10 protein-coding genes are annotated in these 14,708 nt (G+C 71.6%); 3 read left to right on the top strand and 7 right to left on the bottom strand.

The annotated features are described in order from the left end of the window. Positions 1–99: 99 nt before the first annotated feature. From ACZ4XX_RS30435 to ACZ4XX_RS30420, 4 genes are all read right to left on the bottom strand, one after another. The gene (locus tag ACZ4XX_RS30435; protein WP_468511082.1) at positions 100–1,767 is read right to left on the bottom strand and encodes a glycoside hydrolase family 13 protein; all 1,668 of its coding nucleotides are present in this window, start codon (positions 1,765–1,767) and stop codon (positions 100–102) included. A gap of 62 nt (positions 1,768–1,829) precedes the next feature. Beyond that, positions 1,830–2,705 (bottom strand): sugar ABC transporter permease, encoded by an 876-nt coding sequence (locus tag ACZ4XX_RS30430; RefSeq protein ID WP_468511105.1) that lies wholly within the window; start codon positions 2,703–2,705, stop codon positions 1,830–1,832. Further along, positions 2,699–3,712 (bottom strand): carbohydrate ABC transporter permease, encoded by a 1,014-nt coding sequence (locus tag ACZ4XX_RS30425; RefSeq protein ID WP_468511081.1) that lies wholly within the window; start codon positions 3,710–3,712, stop codon positions 2,699–2,701. Before ACZ4XX_RS30425 ends, ACZ4XX_RS30430 begins: the two co-directional genes overlap by 7 nt. A 19-nt stretch (positions 3,713–3,731) precedes the next feature. Next, a complete protein-coding gene (locus tag ACZ4XX_RS30420; RefSeq protein WP_468511080.1) occupies positions 3,732–5,009 on the bottom strand; it encodes an extracellular solute-binding protein in 1,278 nt (425 codons plus the stop codon). 359 nt (positions 5,010–5,368) lie between these two features. Between ACZ4XX_RS30420 and ACZ4XX_RS30415 the strand changes: the two genes are divergently transcribed. Continuing rightward, on the top strand, positions 5,369–6,397 hold the full coding sequence (locus ACZ4XX_RS30415; RefSeq protein ID WP_468511079.1) for a LacI family DNA-binding transcriptional regulator: 1,029 nt from the start codon (positions 5,369–5,371) through the stop codon (positions 6,395–6,397). 144 nt (positions 6,398–6,541) lie between these two features. Then, on the top strand, positions 6,542–7,549 hold the full coding sequence (locus ACZ4XX_RS30410; protein WP_468511078.1) for a phosphatase PAP2 family protein: 1,008 nt from the start codon (positions 6,542–6,544) through the stop codon (positions 7,547–7,549). Here ACZ4XX_RS30410 and ACZ4XX_RS30405 read toward each other — a convergent pair. After that, positions 7,533–9,104, bottom strand: coding sequence for an amidohydrolase (locus ACZ4XX_RS30405; protein ID WP_468511077.1), 1,572 nt, complete (start codon positions 9,102–9,104; stop codon positions 7,533–7,535). The genes ACZ4XX_RS30410 and ACZ4XX_RS30405 overlap by 17 nt on opposite strands. Next, positions 9,011–10,651, bottom strand: a complete 1,641-nt coding sequence (locus tag ACZ4XX_RS30400) for an APC family permease (protein ID WP_468511076.1) — start codon at positions 10,649–10,651, stop codon at positions 9,011–9,013. The genes ACZ4XX_RS30405 and ACZ4XX_RS30400 overlap by 94 nt, the downstream gene beginning before the upstream one ends. A 99-nt stretch (positions 10,652–10,750) precedes the next feature. Between ACZ4XX_RS30400 and ACZ4XX_RS30395 the strand changes: the two genes are divergently transcribed. Further along, positions 10,751–11,362 (top strand): TetR/AcrR family transcriptional regulator C-terminal domain-containing protein, encoded by a 612-nt coding sequence (locus ACZ4XX_RS30395; RefSeq protein WP_468511075.1) that lies wholly within the window; start codon positions 10,751–10,753, stop codon positions 11,360–11,362. Between the two features lie 70 nt (positions 11,363–11,432). Here the strand turns inward: ACZ4XX_RS30395 and ACZ4XX_RS30390 are convergent, their stop codons facing one another. After that, positions 11,433–14,420 carry a bifunctional [glutamine synthetase] adenylyltransferase/[glutamine synthetase]-adenylyl-L-tyrosine phosphorylase gene (locus tag ACZ4XX_RS30390; RefSeq protein WP_468511074.1) on the bottom strand — a complete coding sequence of 996 codons (2,988 nt, stop codon included), beginning with the start codon at positions 14,418–14,420 and terminating at the stop codon, positions 11,433–11,435. Positions 14,421–14,708: the final 288 nt, after the last annotated feature.

The following is a 14,708-nucleotide window of genomic DNA, read 5'->3' as shown; positions in this document are numbered from 1 at the left end:
AAACCCCCCCCCCCCTTCCCCCCCCCCCCCCCCCCCCCCTCCCCCCTCCCCCCCCCCCCCCCCCCCCCCCCCCCCCCCCCCCCCCCGGCAGGGGGATCGTCACACCGCCCACCAGGCGGTCGAGTCGGCGGGCAGGATCGCCTCATCGTCGACGATCGAGATCTCCTCGTTGGAGAGAAGGAACCGGCCGGGCAGCGGGACGGAGATGGCCCGGCCGGTGGTGTTGGCGATGCAGGCGAAGCCGTCACGGCGGAAGGAGAGCACACCCTCGGGTGCCTCCAGCCACTCGACGGCCTCGCCCGCACCGAGTCCGGGCTGCGCCCGCCGCACGGCGAGGGCGCTGCGGTACAGCTCCAGGGTGGAGCCGGGGTCGCCGGTCTGCGCCTCGACGCTCAGGCCGCCCCAGGCGGTGGGCTGCGGCAGCCAGGAGCCGCCGGCGCCGAAGCCGTACGAGCTGCCCTCGACGGTCCACGGGATCGGGACCCGGCAGCCGTCGCGGAAGCCGTCCTGGCCGGACGCCCGCCAGAACGACGGGTCCTGACGGACCTCGTCGGGCAGGTCGGTGACGTCGGGCAGGCCGAGCTCCTCGCCCTGGTAGACGTACGCCGATCCGGGCAGCGCCAGCATCAGCAGGGTCGCGGCGCGGGCCCGGCGCAGGCCGAGCTCCCGGTCGCCGGGCTCGCGGAGCTGGGTGCCGAGGCCCGCCGGGTTGGCGAAGCGGGTGGCGTGCCGGGTGACGTCGTGGTTGGACAGCACCCAGGTGGTGGGGGCGCCGACCGGGCGCATCGCCTGCAGCGAGTCGTCGATGACGCGGCGCAGCTCGGCGGCGTCCCAGTGGGTGCCCAGGTACTGGAAGTTGAAGGCCTGGTGCATCTCGTCGGGGCGCACGTAGTTCGCGGTGCGGTCGACGGTCGGGGTCCAGGCCTCGGCGACGAGGACACGCTCGCCGTCGTACTCGGAGAGGACCTTCCGCCAGGAGCGGTAGATCTCGTGGACGCCGTCCTGGTCGAAGAAGGGCATGACGTCGTTGCCGAGCAGCTTCAGCTGGTCGTGGGCGCCGAGGTCGGGCAGGCCCTCGGCCTTGACGAGGCCGTGGGCGACGTCGACGCGGAAGCCGTCGACGCCCATGTCGAGCCAGAAGCGCAGGATCGAGCGGAACTCGTCGCGGACGGCCGGGTGCTCCCAGTTGAAGTCGGGCTGCTCCGGGGCGAAGAGGTGGAGGTACCAGTCGCCGGGGGTGCCGTCCGGGTTCTCCGTACGGGTCCAGGCGGGGCCGCCGAAGATGGACTCCCAGTCGTTGGGCGGCAGCTCGCCGTCCTCGCCCTTGCCGGGGCGGAAGTGGTACCGCTCGCGCAGCACCGACGAGGGGCCCTCGCGCAGCGCGCGCTGGAACCACTCGTGCTGGTCGGAGGAGTGGTTGGGGACCAGGTCGACGATGATGCGCAGGCCCAGGGCGTGGGCGTCGCGGATCACGGCGTCGGCGTCGAGGAGCGAGCCGAACATGGGGTCGATGGCCCGGTAGTCGGCGACGTCGTAGCCGGCGTCGGCCTGCGGCGAGGCGTAGAACGGGGAGAGCCAGACGGCGTCGACGCCGAGCTCCTTGAGGTACGGCAGCCGGCTGCGGATTCCCTCCAGGTCGCCCATGCCGTCGCCGTTGCCGTCGGCGAAGCTGCGCGGGTAGACCTGGTAGATCACCGCGTCTCTCCACCAGCCCGTGTGCGTGCCGGTGGTCGGGGCGTCGGCCGGGGTGGCGAGATGCTGGGTCATGTCTTCCCTGGGAGGTAAGGAGGTGCGTACAGAGGTGCGTACAGAGGGCGGGCTCAGGGCCGTCAGCCCTTGACGGCACCGGCGGACATGCCGGTGACGAGGTGGCGCTGGGCGAACAGGAACACCAGGGCCGCGGGGATGGCGATGAGCACGGAGGCCGCGGCCATCGGACCCCACTGGGCGCCGTACTGGTTGACGAACTTCTGGAGTCCGCCGGCGAGCGTGAGGTTCTCGTCGCCGACCATGAAGGCGGAGGCGTAGGCGACCTCACCCCAGGCGGTGATGAACGAGTAGAACGCGGTGACCGCGATGCCCGGCTTGGCGAGCGGCAGGATCAGCCGCCAGAAGGTGCCGAACGGGGTGAGGCCGTCGACGTATCCGGACTCGTCGATCTCGCGCGGGATGGTGTCGAAGAAGCCCTTCATCATCCACGCGCAGAACGGGACGGCGATGGTCAGGTACGTGATGACCAGGCCGACCGGCTGGTTGAGCAGGCCCATCGACGCCATGATGTTGTAGATCGGCACGATCAGGACGGCGACCGGGAACATCTGGGTGATGAGCAGCGTCCACATCAGGCCGCGCTTGCCGGGGAAGCGGAAGCGGCTGACGGCGTAGCCCGTGGTGGCGGAGATGAAGACGCCGATGACGGTGGTGAGACCGGCGACGAGCAGCGAGTTGGCGAACCAGGTGAGGAACGGGGTGTCGTTCAGCAGGTTCGTGTAGTTCTCGAGCGTCGTCTCCTTGAAGAAGTCCGTGGTGATCGCGTACTTGGCCGGCTTGAGCGAGGTCAGCAGGACCCACAGCACGGGGAAGACGGCGATCACGGACGCCACGATCAGGGTGACGTGCAGGGCGACCGAGGCGAGCGGCGAACGGCGGCCGCGGAGCGGCGCGTTGACGACGGCCTGGGGGGTGGGGGTCGTGGTCGTCACCAGACTTCTCCCTGCTTGCGGAGGACTCGCCGGTAGACCGCGGCGAAGAGCATCAGGAGGACCAGGATGAGCACGCCCCAGGTGGAGGACTGGGCGAAGTCGCGCGGACTGACCTCGAAGGAGAACTTGTACGCCTGGGTGACGAGGATCTGGGTGGCCTCGCCGGGCCCGCCCCGGGTGAGCAGGAAGATCACCGGGAACATGTTGAAGGTCCAGATGGTGGAGAGCAGGACCACCGTCGTCGACACCGAGCTCAGGCCGGGCATGGTGATGTGGCGGAAGCGCTGCCAGGCGTTGGCGCCGTCCATCTCGGCGGCCTCGTACAGCTCGCCGGGGATGGACTGGAGCCCGCCGAGGAGGGCGACCATCATGAACGGCACGCCGAGCCAGACGTTGACGAGGATGACCGAGAACTTGGCCCAGGTGGGGTCGTTCAGCCACGGCACGGCGTCGATGCCGCCGCCCGCGAGGATCTTGTTGAGGAGACCGTTGTCCTGGTTGTAGAGGAAGCGCCAGGCGAAGACGGAGACGAAGCCGGGCACGGCCCAGGGCAGGATCAGCAGCAGCCGGTAGAAGGAGCGGCCGGCGATCCTGCGGTTGAGGACGTTGGCGAGGGTGAGGCCGAGCGCGAAGGTGACCGAGACGCAGGACACCGTCCACAGCAGCGTCCAGCCGAGGGTGGAGAGGAACTGGCCGCCGGTGAGCGCGTCGGCGTAGTTGTCCAGGCCGACGAACTCGTAGGTGGCCGGGATCTCGTTGACGCCGATCGACCGCGCGACGTTCCGCTCATTGGCGTCGGTCAGCGACAGGTAGATACCGCGGACCAGCGGATAGCCGATGATCACAGCGATCACGATCGTCACCGGGGCGATCATCGCCCAGGCGTACCAGTGGGTGGCGAGGGAGCGCTTCCTGACGCTCCTGCGCTTGCCAGTTCCGCGGCTCCGGCCGCGTGCGACGCTGTCGCCCGCGGCCTTCACCACCGACTGGCTGGGGGTGTCCACAGCCATCAGCCGGCCTGCCTTCCTGTTACTTCCAGTCCTTCAGGAGCTTGCGGTAGGCGTCGCCCGTCGCCTTCGCTCCCGCGTCCGGGGTGGTCTGGCCGGTGAGGACCTTGGTGTACTCGGTGACGAGCGGCGCGAAGAGGCTGCCGGTCTCCGGGATCCAGGGGCGCTCGACGGCCTTGTCGACGACCGGCTTGAAGAAGCCGATCATCTCGTTGGTCGCGACGTCCGGCTTGATGTAGACGGACTCACGGGTCGGGAGCAGGCTGAGCTCCTTGGCGACCGTCGCCTGGGTCTCGACCGAGGTCATGTACTCGGCGAAGGCGTAGGACGCGTCGAGGTTCTTGGAGCCCGCGTAGACGGCGAGGTTGTGACCGCCCTGCGGGGCGCCCTGGCCGGCCGAACCGGCGGGGACCGGGGCGATGCCCAGGTTCGCCTTGTCGGTGAACTCCTTGCCGGCGTAGGTGTCGGCGACGGCCCACGGGCCGTTGATCATCATCGCGACCTTGCCTTCCTTGAAGGCGGTCTGCATGTTGTTCCAGCCGTCGGTGGCGTCGGTCTTGGCGGCACCGGAGTCGACCAGGTCCTTGACGACCTTGAAGCCCTTCACGCCGGCCGGGTTGTCGACGGTGATCTGCTTGTTCTCCGCGTCGACGAGGTCGCCGCCCTCGCCGTAGAGGAAGGAGAGGAACCAGTAGGCGTCGTCGCCGCGCAGGTAGAGGCCGGGGTTGCCGGTCTTCTTCTTGATCTTGGCGGAGACGGTCTTGAGCTCGTCGATGGTCTTGGGGACCTCGACGCCGGCCTCCTTGAAGATCTTCTTGTTGTAGAAGATGCCCATGGAGTCGATGACCTGCGGGACGGCGTAGGTCTTGCCCTTGTACTTCGTGGAGGCGGCAGCCTGCTCCAGGAAGTCGTCCGCGTCCTTGAGGGCCGAGGTGCCGTCGAGCGGGGCCAGGTAGCCGAGGTCGGCGAACTCGGGGGTCCAGGCGACCTCCGAGCGGATGACGTCGGGGGCGCCGGAGCCGGACTGCGCGGCGTTCTTGAACTTGTTCTGCGCCTCACCGAACGGCACGTTCACGTACTTGACGGTGACCTTCGGGTGCTTCTTCTTGAAGTCCTCTGCGACCTTCTTGAAGACCTTGTCCTCGGAACCGACCGTGGAGGTGTCCCACCAGGTCACGGTGCCGGAGAGCTCGCCCGAGCCCTTCGAGCCGCCGCCGCCCGAACCGCTGTCACTCCCGCACGCCGCCAGGGTCACGCCCAGGGCCGCGACCAGCGCGGTGGCCGCTATGCCACGCCGCATGTGAACTCCTTCAACTGATCCCGGGGGGACGAGGGGCTGGAACCTTCCTCATGCGACCGCTCCCTCGCGGCGCTCCGGGTTGCCAGGAACGTAACAGGGATGAAAACGAGCCGAAAGACCTTGCGAGAACTTTCTGCAAGGACCGGGGATCGTTACATCCGCGTGTCCCGAAGGTTGCCGTTGAATCGCTTGACAGCAGCTGACACACGCCCCTCGCGCGCCGCACGGCCCCGCGCGCACGCCCTGAACACACCACGCGCGCCCCGCAAAACCTGCAAGACCTTGCGGAGTGGCTTGCATCACCCGTACCTGACCCGTGCGGTGGGCAATACGCCCCGTGACCGGTACAGTCCATCCCCATGACCGCGCGGCTCTCCGACATCGCAGCCCAGGCGGGGGTCAGTGAGGCCACAGTCAGCCGCGTGCTCAACGGCAAGCCCGGTGTGGCCGGGGCCACCCGTGAATCCGTCCTCGCCGCGCTCGACGTGCTCGGCTACGAGCGACCCGTACGACTGCGCCAGCGCAGCGCGGGGCTCGTCGGCCTCATCACCCCCGAACTGGACAACCCGATCTTCCCCGCGCTCGCGCAGGTCATCGGGCAGGCCCTGACCCGGCAGGGATACACCCCGGTGCTCGCCACCCAGACCCCCGGCGGGTCCACCGAGGACGAGCTCACCGACATGCTGGTCGAGCGGGGCGTCGCCGGCATCATCTTCGTCTCCGGACTGCACGCCGACACCACCGCCGACATGACGCGCTACGACCAGCTGCGCGGCAAGGGTGTCCCGTACGTCCTCCTCAACGGCTTCTCCCCCAAGGTGCAGGCGCCCTTCGTCTCCCCCGACGACCGGGCCGCGATGCGGCTGGCGGTGACGCACCTGGCCGCGCTCGGGCACACCAGGATCGGGCTCGCCGTCGGACCGAAGCGGTTCGTGCCGGTGCTCCGCAAGATAGAGGGCTTCCAGCAGGGCATGCAGGAACGGCTCGGCCTCGGCTTCGAGGAGTCCGAGGAGCTGATCCAGCACTCCCTCTACACCCTGGAGGGCGGCCAGGCCGCCGCCGGGCCGCTGATCTCCCGCGGCTGCACGGCGGTGGTCTGCGCGAGCGACATGATGGCGCTCGGCGCGATCCGGGCAGCACGGCAGCAGGGGCTGGACGTCCCCAGGGACGTCTCCGTCGTCGGTTTCGACGACTCTCCCCTCATAGCGTTCACCGATCCGCCGCTGACCACCATTCGGCAGCCCGTGCAGGCGATGGGACAGGCCGCGGTCCGCGCGCTCCTCGAAGAGGTCGGAGGCACACCCGCCCCGCACTCCGAGTTCGTCTTCATGCCCGAGCTGGTCGTCCGCGGGTCGACGGCCTCGGCCCCGCCCGCCGCACGCGCCTGACCTCGCACCCGAACCCCCCTCCTGCCCGCGCCCGCCCCTACGGCACCCTCCGTGCGACCTCGTTCCTGAGGTGGACCGGGTGCGCCCCGAACCCGTCGGAGGGATGATCGGTCGGGGGGCAGGGATCTGGCAGACTCTCTCCCTATGGGTGAAACGACCGTGAAGAGTTTGGACAACCGGACGACCCCGTCGTCACCCACCGTGGACGACGGCAGGTTCGCGCGCCTCCGTGCGCGCGCGCCCAGGCGCCCCACGATCTGGTTCGAGATCCTGCTCATCGCGGTGAGCTACTGGACGTACTCGCTCATCCGCAACGCGGTGCCGGAGCAGAAGGCCCAGGCGCTCAGGAACGCCGACTGGATCTGGCAGGCGGAGGAGTCCCTCGGCCTGGCCTTCGAGCACGCCGTCAACCACGCCGTGAACTCGGTGACCTGGCTGATCGTGTCGATGAACTACTACTACGCGACGCTGCACTTCATCGTGACCATCGGTGTGCTCGTGTGGCTGTACCGATGGCACCCGGGCCGTTACGCGGCGTTCCGTACCGTTCTGTTCGCCACCACCGGTGTGGCCCTGGTCGGTTACTACCTGTACCCGCTCGCGCCGCCGCGGCTCATGAACGGCCAGGACTTCGTCGACACGGTGCTCGTCCACCACACCTGGGGCTCGATGGCCTCGGGCAACCTCAAGCACGTGTCGAACCAGTACGCGGCGATGCCGTCGATGCACATCGGCTGGTCCCTCTGGTGCGGCCTGACGATCTTCCTCCTGGCCAAGGCGCCCTGGGCGAAGATCCTCGGCCTGCTCTACCCGATGGCGACCCTGGTCGTCATCGTCGCCACCGCCAACCACTTCTGGCTGGACGCGGTCGGCGGCATGATCTGCCTCGCCTTCGGCTTCGCCGTCTCCTACTTCTGGTACGGCTCCCGCCCCCACCGCCTGCCCAGGCTGGTCGAACCGATGCCGGGCGCGGTGGCGCGGAGCGGCCCGTCCCCGAAGGGGGAGACGGACCGCGAGGGCGAGAAGACCGCTGCCGCCTCGTCGACCGAGAAGGCCGCCGGGACGGATACGGCCGAGAAGGCGGGTACGGCCGAGAAGGCGGGTACGGCCGAGAAGGCGGGTACGGAGCGCTCGGTCAGCTCCGGAAGGTGATCCGGCCGCCGGCGACGGTGAGGCGGATCGGGGCGTTCTCCGTCTCGTCCGCCGGGGCCTCCACCGGGTCCACCGCGAAGGCGGTCAGATCGGCCCGGTGACCCGGGGCGATCCGGCCGGCGATCCGCTCCTCCCCCGCCGCGACCGCGGCGTGCGTGGTCATCCCCTCCAGGGCCATCAGGCCCGTGAGCCCGTGCCGGGCCGAGGCGGCGCCGCGCGGGGCCTGCGCGGTGGCGAGGACCTGCCGGGCGTCGTAGTGGGCGATGGGCCAGTCCGAGCCGAGCGCGAGATGCGCCCCGGCGTCCCGCAGGTCGCGGCAGCGCCAGGCGCGGGCCGCCCGCTCCTCGCCGAGCCGCCTGGACCATTCGTCGGTGTGGTCGGCGCGGGTGTACGCGGTGTGCGGGGGCTGCATCGAGGCGACGACGCCGAGTGCGGCGAACCGCCCCAGCTGGTCGTCGGGGACCGTCTCGATGTGCTCGATGCGATGGCGGGGTCCGCCCGTACCCAGGGCTTCCACGGTGTCGAGGACGTGCCGCACGGCGGCGTCGCCGATGGCGTGGGTGGCGGTGCCGACGCCCGCGCGGTGGAGACGGCGCACGGCGGCCGAGTACGCGGCCGGGTCGGGCCAGAAGGCGTCGGTGCCCCGGCCGTGGCAGTCGGCGTGTTCCAGCCAGGCGGTGCCGCCCTCGACGGTGCCGTCCATGAAGAACTTCACGCCGCCGATCGCCCACATGCGCCCGGCCCGCCCCTGGAGCCGTACGAACTCGTCCAGCTCCTCCTCGCCGACGCCCGGCATGCACCAGGGCGCGAGCCGGAGGCGCAGCGGCAGCTCGCCGTCCTCCTCCAGGGCGGTGAGGAGGCCGGGTACGTCGGGTCCGCCGAGGTCCATGACATGGGCGGAGGTGAGTCCGGTGGCGGCCATGCCGGTGAGCAGGCCGACGAGCCGGTCGCGACGCTCGGCGTACGGCTGGACGGGCAGGACCGGGGTCATCAGGTCCATGGCGGCGTGCTCGACCAGATGCCCGGTGGGGCGTCCGCCGGCGTCGCAGACGATCTCGGAGAGCTGGGCGAAGGCTCGGGGCCCGTCGATTCCGGCGGCCTTGAGCGCGGCGTCGCTCGCCAGGACCGAGTGTCCGTCGTAGAGGCGGAGGTACGCGGGGGCACCGCCGAGGACGTCCTCGATCAGGTCGCGGTGGACGGGGCGGCCGCCGAAGACGTTGTGGTCGAGGCCGAAGCCGATGATCCAGCCGTCGCGGCGTTCGGCGTCACGGAGGGCGGCCCGTAGTCCGTCGAGGTCGGTGACCGCGGACAGGTCGGTGCCGGTGAACATCTCCAGGCCCCAGACGGGGTGGCTGTGGGCGTCGGTGAGGCCGGGGGTGAGGGTGGCGCCGGCCAGGTCGACGACCTCGGTGCGGGGGCCGCGCCAGGCGCGGGCGTCGGTGGCGTCGCCGAGGGCGGTGATCAGTCCGTCGCGGACGGCGACCGCGGTGTGGCCGCTCGGCTCGGGGGTACGGACGCGGGCGTCGACGAGGAGGAGGTCGGGGGCTGCGGACACGAGGGGTCGGCTCCTTCGGCGTGCGGGTCGGTGGTCGGGGCGGAGTTCGGGGTGCCGGACGGCTCCGCGTGCGGGTCGGTGGGCGCAGTGCCCGACGGCTCGGTGTCCGGGCCGGTGGGCGGTTCCCCGGCGAAACGGGCGTATGTCTCGGGGCGCGTGCGGCGCAGCCGGTACGCGAGGAGGAGCCCGAGGAGGAGGACGGCGGGGACGACGGCGACGAGGACCGTGTTGACCGTCGGGGAGGCGCCGGTGAAGAGCGCGACCTTCGAGGCGACCAGCCAGATCGCCACGGCGAGCAGGGCGGCCGCGGTGACGGGGGCGACGAGGGTGCGCAGGGCGCCCTCCTGGTGCGGGACGCGCCGGAAGTAGCGGACGACGGCGAGGGCGGCGAGCAGCATCAGCGCCATGAGCCCGAGCATCCCCGGGGTGTTCACCCAGAGCAGCAGCTGCGTGTACGGGTCGGCGCCGGCGGCGGCGAAGCCGAGGACGACGCCCGCGCCGAGCACGGTCTGGGCGAGGCCCGCGACGTACGGGGAGCGGTGGCGGGGGTGGATCCGGCCGAGGGAGGCGGGCAGGACGCCCTCTTCGGAGAGGGCGAGGGCGTAGCGGTTGATCGCGTTGTGGAAGGCGAGCAGCGAGGCGATGATGCTGGTCACGATGAACACGTGCATCAGGTCGGCGGCCCAGGAGCCGACGTAGGTGGTGATGGCGGCGAAGAAGAGTCCGCCGGTGTCGCCGGCGGCGGCCGCGACGACCTTGTCGTCGCCGAAGGCCTGGATCACGGTCCAGACGACGAAGGCGTAGAACAGGCCGAGGAAGCCGACCGCGATGTAGGTGGCGCGGGGGATGGTGCGGGCCGGGTCGCGGGCCTCGCGGCGGTAGATCACGGTGGACTCGAAGCCGGTGAAGGCCGAGAAGGCGAAGGCGAGCACGGCCGCCGTGCCGGGGACGAGGACGTTGCCGGGGGCGAAGGAGGCGAGGGAGAGCCCGTTCGCGCCGCCTTCGAGGAGCACGCCGCCGGCGAGGAGGACGAGTATGCCGGTCTCGGCGACGAGCAGGACGCCGAGGACCTTGGCGCCGAAGTCGATGGAGCGGTAGCCGCCGTACCAGATGACCAGCAGGCCGGCGAGGGCGATCGGGAGCCACGGCAGGTCGACGCCCCACAGGGCGCCGGCGGTGTCGGAGGTGGCGGATCCGAGGAGTCCGTAGACGCCGATCTCCATGCCGTTGTAGCCGACCATGGCGACGAGGGCGGCGGCGATGCCGAGCGGTGTGCCGAGTCCCTGGGCGATGTACGCGTAGAAGGCGCCGCCGCTGCGGACGTGGCGGCTCATGGTGGTGAAGCCGATGGCGAAGATCGCCAGGGTGATGCCGGCGAGGAGGTAGCCGGCCGGGGCTCCGATGCCGCCGAGGACGAGGGCGATGGGGGCGACGCCGGCCATCACGGTGAGCGGGGCGGCGGCGGAGACGACGAAGAAGGAGATGTCGGCGGTGCCGAGGGTGCCGGTGCGCAGGCCGGGCGGCTCGTCGGAGGTGCTGGAGGACATGCGGGAGAAGCCCTTCTCGTAAACCTAAAGGCTTTCGGTTGGCGCAATGTAGCCTCGTGTCCAACGATTCGGGAAGACCTGAACAGCGGGAGAACGTCCATGGGCCGGCCGCACAAGCCCCTGCTCGACCGGGTGCGCATCACCACCACGGCACTCGAACTCGTCGACGAGCAGGGCGACTTCAGCGTCCCCCAGATCGCCAGGCGACTCGGCGTGCAGACGGCGTCGGTGTACCACCATGTGGACGGCCGGGACGGCATCGTGGAGCTGCTGCGGGAGCGGATCTGTGCCGCCATCGACGGCGGCACCCTCGACGGGCGGCCGTGGGACGCGGCCGTCGCCGCCTGGGCGCGCTCCTATCGGGCCGCGTTCGCCGCGCACCCGAAGGCGATCCCGCTGCTCACCACTTCGCCGGTGCGCGCCCCGCGGGTCCTGGAGCAGTACGAGAAGGCGGTCGCACTCCTCCTCGACGCGGGCTTCGCCCTCCCGGACGTGATGCCGGTGATCATCGCCCTGGAGAACCTGGTCCTCGGCTCGGCCCTCGACATGGCGGCCCCGGAGGCGATGTGGGAGCTGGCCGACGACACGTCGACCCCGCGCCTGGCGCGGGCGCTCGCCGCCTTCCCCGAGGGCGGCCGCACCGACACCGCCTTCGAACTGGCCCTGGCCGGCTATCTGACCCACATCCGCGGCATGCCGGACAGGACGTAGACGCGGCGAGGGCGGCCCCAGGGCGGCGAGTAACCGGCACACGCGCGGCCGCCCCCGGGGGGCAACGGGGCTACGCCCCGTAGAACAGCTCCTCGACCACCGCGCGGGCCCGGCGGGTGATCCGCCGGTAGTCGTCGACCATCTCGCCGACATGACCGGACTCGTACCCCAAGTACCTTCCGACCGCCGCGAGTTCGCGCGGGTCCGAGGGGAAGGTGTCACCGGGCCGGCCGCGGACCAGCATCACCGCGTTGCGGACGCGGGTGGCGAGGACCCAGGCCTCGTCCAGGGTCTGCGCCTCCTCCGTCGGGATGAGACCGGCCGCGTGGGCCGCCCGGAGCGCCTCGCGGGTACGGGTCGTCCGCAGCCCCGGTTCCACCCAGCCGTGCTGCATCTGGAGCAGCTGGACCGTCCACTCGACGTCGCTCAGACCACCGCGCCCCAGCTTGGCGTGGAGGGTCGGGTCGGCGCCGCGCGGCAGCCGCTCGGACTCCATCCGGGCCTTGAGGCGGCGGATCTCACGGACGGCGTCCTCGCCGAGGCCCTCGGCCGGGTAGCGCAGCGGGTCGGCGAGTTCGATGAACCGGTCCCCCAACTCGCGGTCGCCCGCGATGGGTTCGGCGCGCAGCAGCGCCTGGCTCTCCCAGACGAGGGACCAGCGGTGATAGTAGGCCGCGTACGACTTCAGGGTGCGGACCAGGGGGCCGCTCTTGCCCTCCGGCCTGAGGTCCGCGTCGATCAGCAACGGCGGGTCCGCGGTGGGGAGTTGAAGGAGCCGCCGCATCTCGGCGACCACCTTGCTCGCGGCCCTGGCGGCGTCCTGCTCGTCGACTCCCTCGCGCGGCTCGTGCACGAACAGGACATCGGCGTCGGAGCCGTACCCCAGCTCGTGACCGCCGAAGCGGCCCATGCCGATGACGGCGAACCGGGTGGGCAGTTCGTCGCCCCACTCGGCGCGGACGGCGGCCCGCAGGGCGCCCGCGATCGTCGCCGCGTTGAGGTCGGTGACGGCCTCCCCCACCCGGTCGACCAGCGCGCCCGGGTCGGGCTCACGAGGGCTGTCCTCGGTGCCGTACGAGCCGATGAGGTCGGCCGCGGCGGTCCGGAACAGCTCCCTGCGGCGCACCCCGCGGGCCGCCGCGACGGCCTGCTCGGCGTCGGACGCGCGGCCCACCGCAGCCAGGACCTCCTGCTCCAGGTGGTCCAGGCCGCGCGGCTTCAGCCCCTCCGGGTCGCCGAGCAGCGCGACCGCCTCGGGGGCGCGCAGCAGCAGGTCGGGGGCGAGGCGCCCGGCGGAGAGGACGCGGGCGAGGTTCTCGGCGGCGGCGCCCTCGTCGCGGAGCAGCCGCAGGTACCAGGGCGTCTTGCCGAGGGCGTCGGAGACCTTGCGGAAGCCGAGCAGGCCGGCGTCCGGGTCGGCCGAGTCGGCGAACCAGCCGAGCAGCACCGGGAGCAGCGTCCGCTGGATCGCGGCCTTGCGGCTGACCCCGGAGGCGAGGGCCTCCAGGTGCCGGAGGGCCGCGGCGGGGTCCTCGTACCCCAGCGCTTCGAGCCGCTGTCCCGCGGCCTTCGGGCTGAGCCGGATCTCGCCCGGGGCGAGCTGGGCGACGGCGTCGAGCAGCGGCCGGTAGAAGAGCTTCTCGTGCAGGCGGCGGACGACGGCCGCGTGCCGCTTCCACTCCTTGTTCAGATCGGCGACCGGGTCGGTGCGCAGTCCGAGCGAGCGGCCGAGGCGGCGCAGGTCGGCCTCGTCCTCGGGGACGAGGTGGGTGCGGCGCAGCCGGTACAGCTGGATGCGGTGCTCCATGGCCCGCAGGAAGCGGTAGGCCTCGTCGAGCTGGGCGGCGTCGGCCCGGCCGACGTAGCCGCCGGCGGCGAGGGCGGCGAGCGCGTCGAGGGTCGTGCCGCTGTGCAGCCCGGCGTCGCTGCGGCCGTGCACGAGCTGGAGGAGCTGGACGGCGAACTCGACGTCCCGGAGTCCGCCGGGGCCGAGCTTGAGCTCGCGCTCGACCTGGGCGACCGGGATGTTGTCGACGACCCGGCGGCGCATCTTCTGCACGTCGGGGACGAAGTTCTCGCGCTCGGCGGCCTGCCAGACGAGCGGGGAGACGGCGTCGATGTACTGGGCGCCGAGTTCCGGGTCGCCGGCCACCGCGCGCGCCTTGAGCAGCGCCTGGAACTCCCAGGTCTTCGCCCAGCGCTGGTAGTACGCGAGGTGGGAGGAGAGCGTACGGACGAGGGGGCCGTTGCGGCCCTCGGGGCGCAGATTGGCGTCGACCGGCCAGATCGTGCCCTCGACGGTGGTCTCCGAGCAGATCCGCATGAGGTGCGAGGCGAGCCGGGTCGCCGCCTGCATCGCCTTCCCCTCGTCGGCGCCCTCCGCCGGCTCCCCCACGAAGATCACGTCCACGTCGGAGACGTAGTTCAGCTCGTGACCGCCGCACTTGCCCATCGCGATCACGGCGAGCCGGCACATGGCGGCGTCGGCGGGCGCGGGCGACCTGGCGATGGCGAGCGCGGCACGCAGGGTCGCCGTCGCCAGGTCGGCGAGCTCGGCGGCGGTCTCGGCGACGTCGATGGTGCCGCACACGTCACGCGCCGCTATGGCCAGCAGACACCGGCGGTAGGCGACCCGCAGCGAGACCGCGTCGACGGCCTCGGCGAGTCCGTGCTCGAACTCGGCTACCCCCGGGTGCAGGTCGGCCGCCTCGTACGTGACGAGGGACTCCCAGTCGAGCGGGTGCCGGGCCAGGTGGTCGGCGAGCGCCTCGGAGGCGCCGAGCACCCCGAGGAGCCGGTCCCGGAACGGCTTGGCCGCGAGCAGGGTGGTCGTGAAGGTCTGCCGCTCGGTCTCGGGCTGCGCCTCGACGAGCCGGACGAGACCGCGCAGGGCGAGGTCGGGGTCGGCGGTCGCGCCGAGGGCGTCGAGGAGGACGGAGTCGCCGCGCACCGCGGACAGCTCGGGCACGTCCAGGAGCCGTTCCGCCCCCGACGGGTCGGTGAATCCGTGCCGCAGCAGACGTGAGAACGTGCTGCTCCTGCGTCCCGGCACCGTCATTCCGCCGCTCCCTCCGAGCAGGTCCGCCCCGGGGGGTCGACCCCAGGGCTCACCCCGGGTCGGAACCCGGGCGGATCGAGCCTATCCGGAGCGGGGGACGCGGGCTTTCAGGCCTTCGGTTCGCAGCGGATCACACGTGATGTCCCGCACATCGATGGCTTTTCGAGGCCGATGAACCGTATTCCTTGAAAGTCCGTCTTGCTGGGGGCGGACCACTCCCGCCTGCCCGAACCCGCCGAAGCGACCCTGACGCGGACCCGAAAGCATGCGCGGGAACACCCCGCCTGC

This window comes from Streptomyces sp. NPDC029956, from assembly GCF_055574655.1.
Note: the sequence above shows the minus strand (reverse complement) of the source record. Positions and strands in the feature narration are given on the sequence as shown.

What these genes read in the sequence shown, in the direction of transcription:
- ACZ4XX_RS30435 (WP_468511082.1), bottom strand. Translation starts at nt 1,767, where the DNA reads ATGACCCAGCATCTCGCCACCCCGGCCGACGCCCCGACCACCGGCACG.
- ACZ4XX_RS30425 (WP_468511081.1), bottom strand. Translation starts at nt 3,712, where the DNA reads ATGGCTGTGGACACCCCCAGCCAGTCGGTGGTGAAGGCCGCGGGCGAC.
- ACZ4XX_RS30420 (WP_468511080.1), bottom strand. Translation starts at nt 5,009, where the DNA reads ATGCGGCGTGGCATAGCGGCCACCGCGCTGGTCGCGGCCCTGGGCGTG.
- ACZ4XX_RS30415 (WP_468511079.1), top strand. Translation starts at nt 5,369, where the DNA reads ATGACCGCGCGGCTCTCCGACATCGCAGCCCAGGCGGGGGTCAGTGAG.
- ACZ4XX_RS30410 (WP_468511078.1), top strand. Translation starts at nt 6,542, where the DNA reads ATGGGTGAAACGACCGTGAAGAGTTTGGACAACCGGACGACCCCGTCG.
- ACZ4XX_RS30400 (WP_468511076.1), bottom strand. Translation starts at nt 10,651, where the DNA reads ATGTCCTCCAGCACCTCCGACGAGCCGCCCGGCCTGCGCACCGGCACC.
- ACZ4XX_RS30395 (WP_468511075.1), top strand. Translation starts at nt 10,751, where the DNA reads ATGGGCCGGCCGCACAAGCCCCTGCTCGACCGGGTGCGCATCACCACC.
- ACZ4XX_RS30390 (WP_468511074.1), bottom strand. Translation starts at nt 14,420, where the DNA reads ATGACGGTGCCGGGACGCAGGAGCAGCACGTTCTCACGTCTGCTGCGG.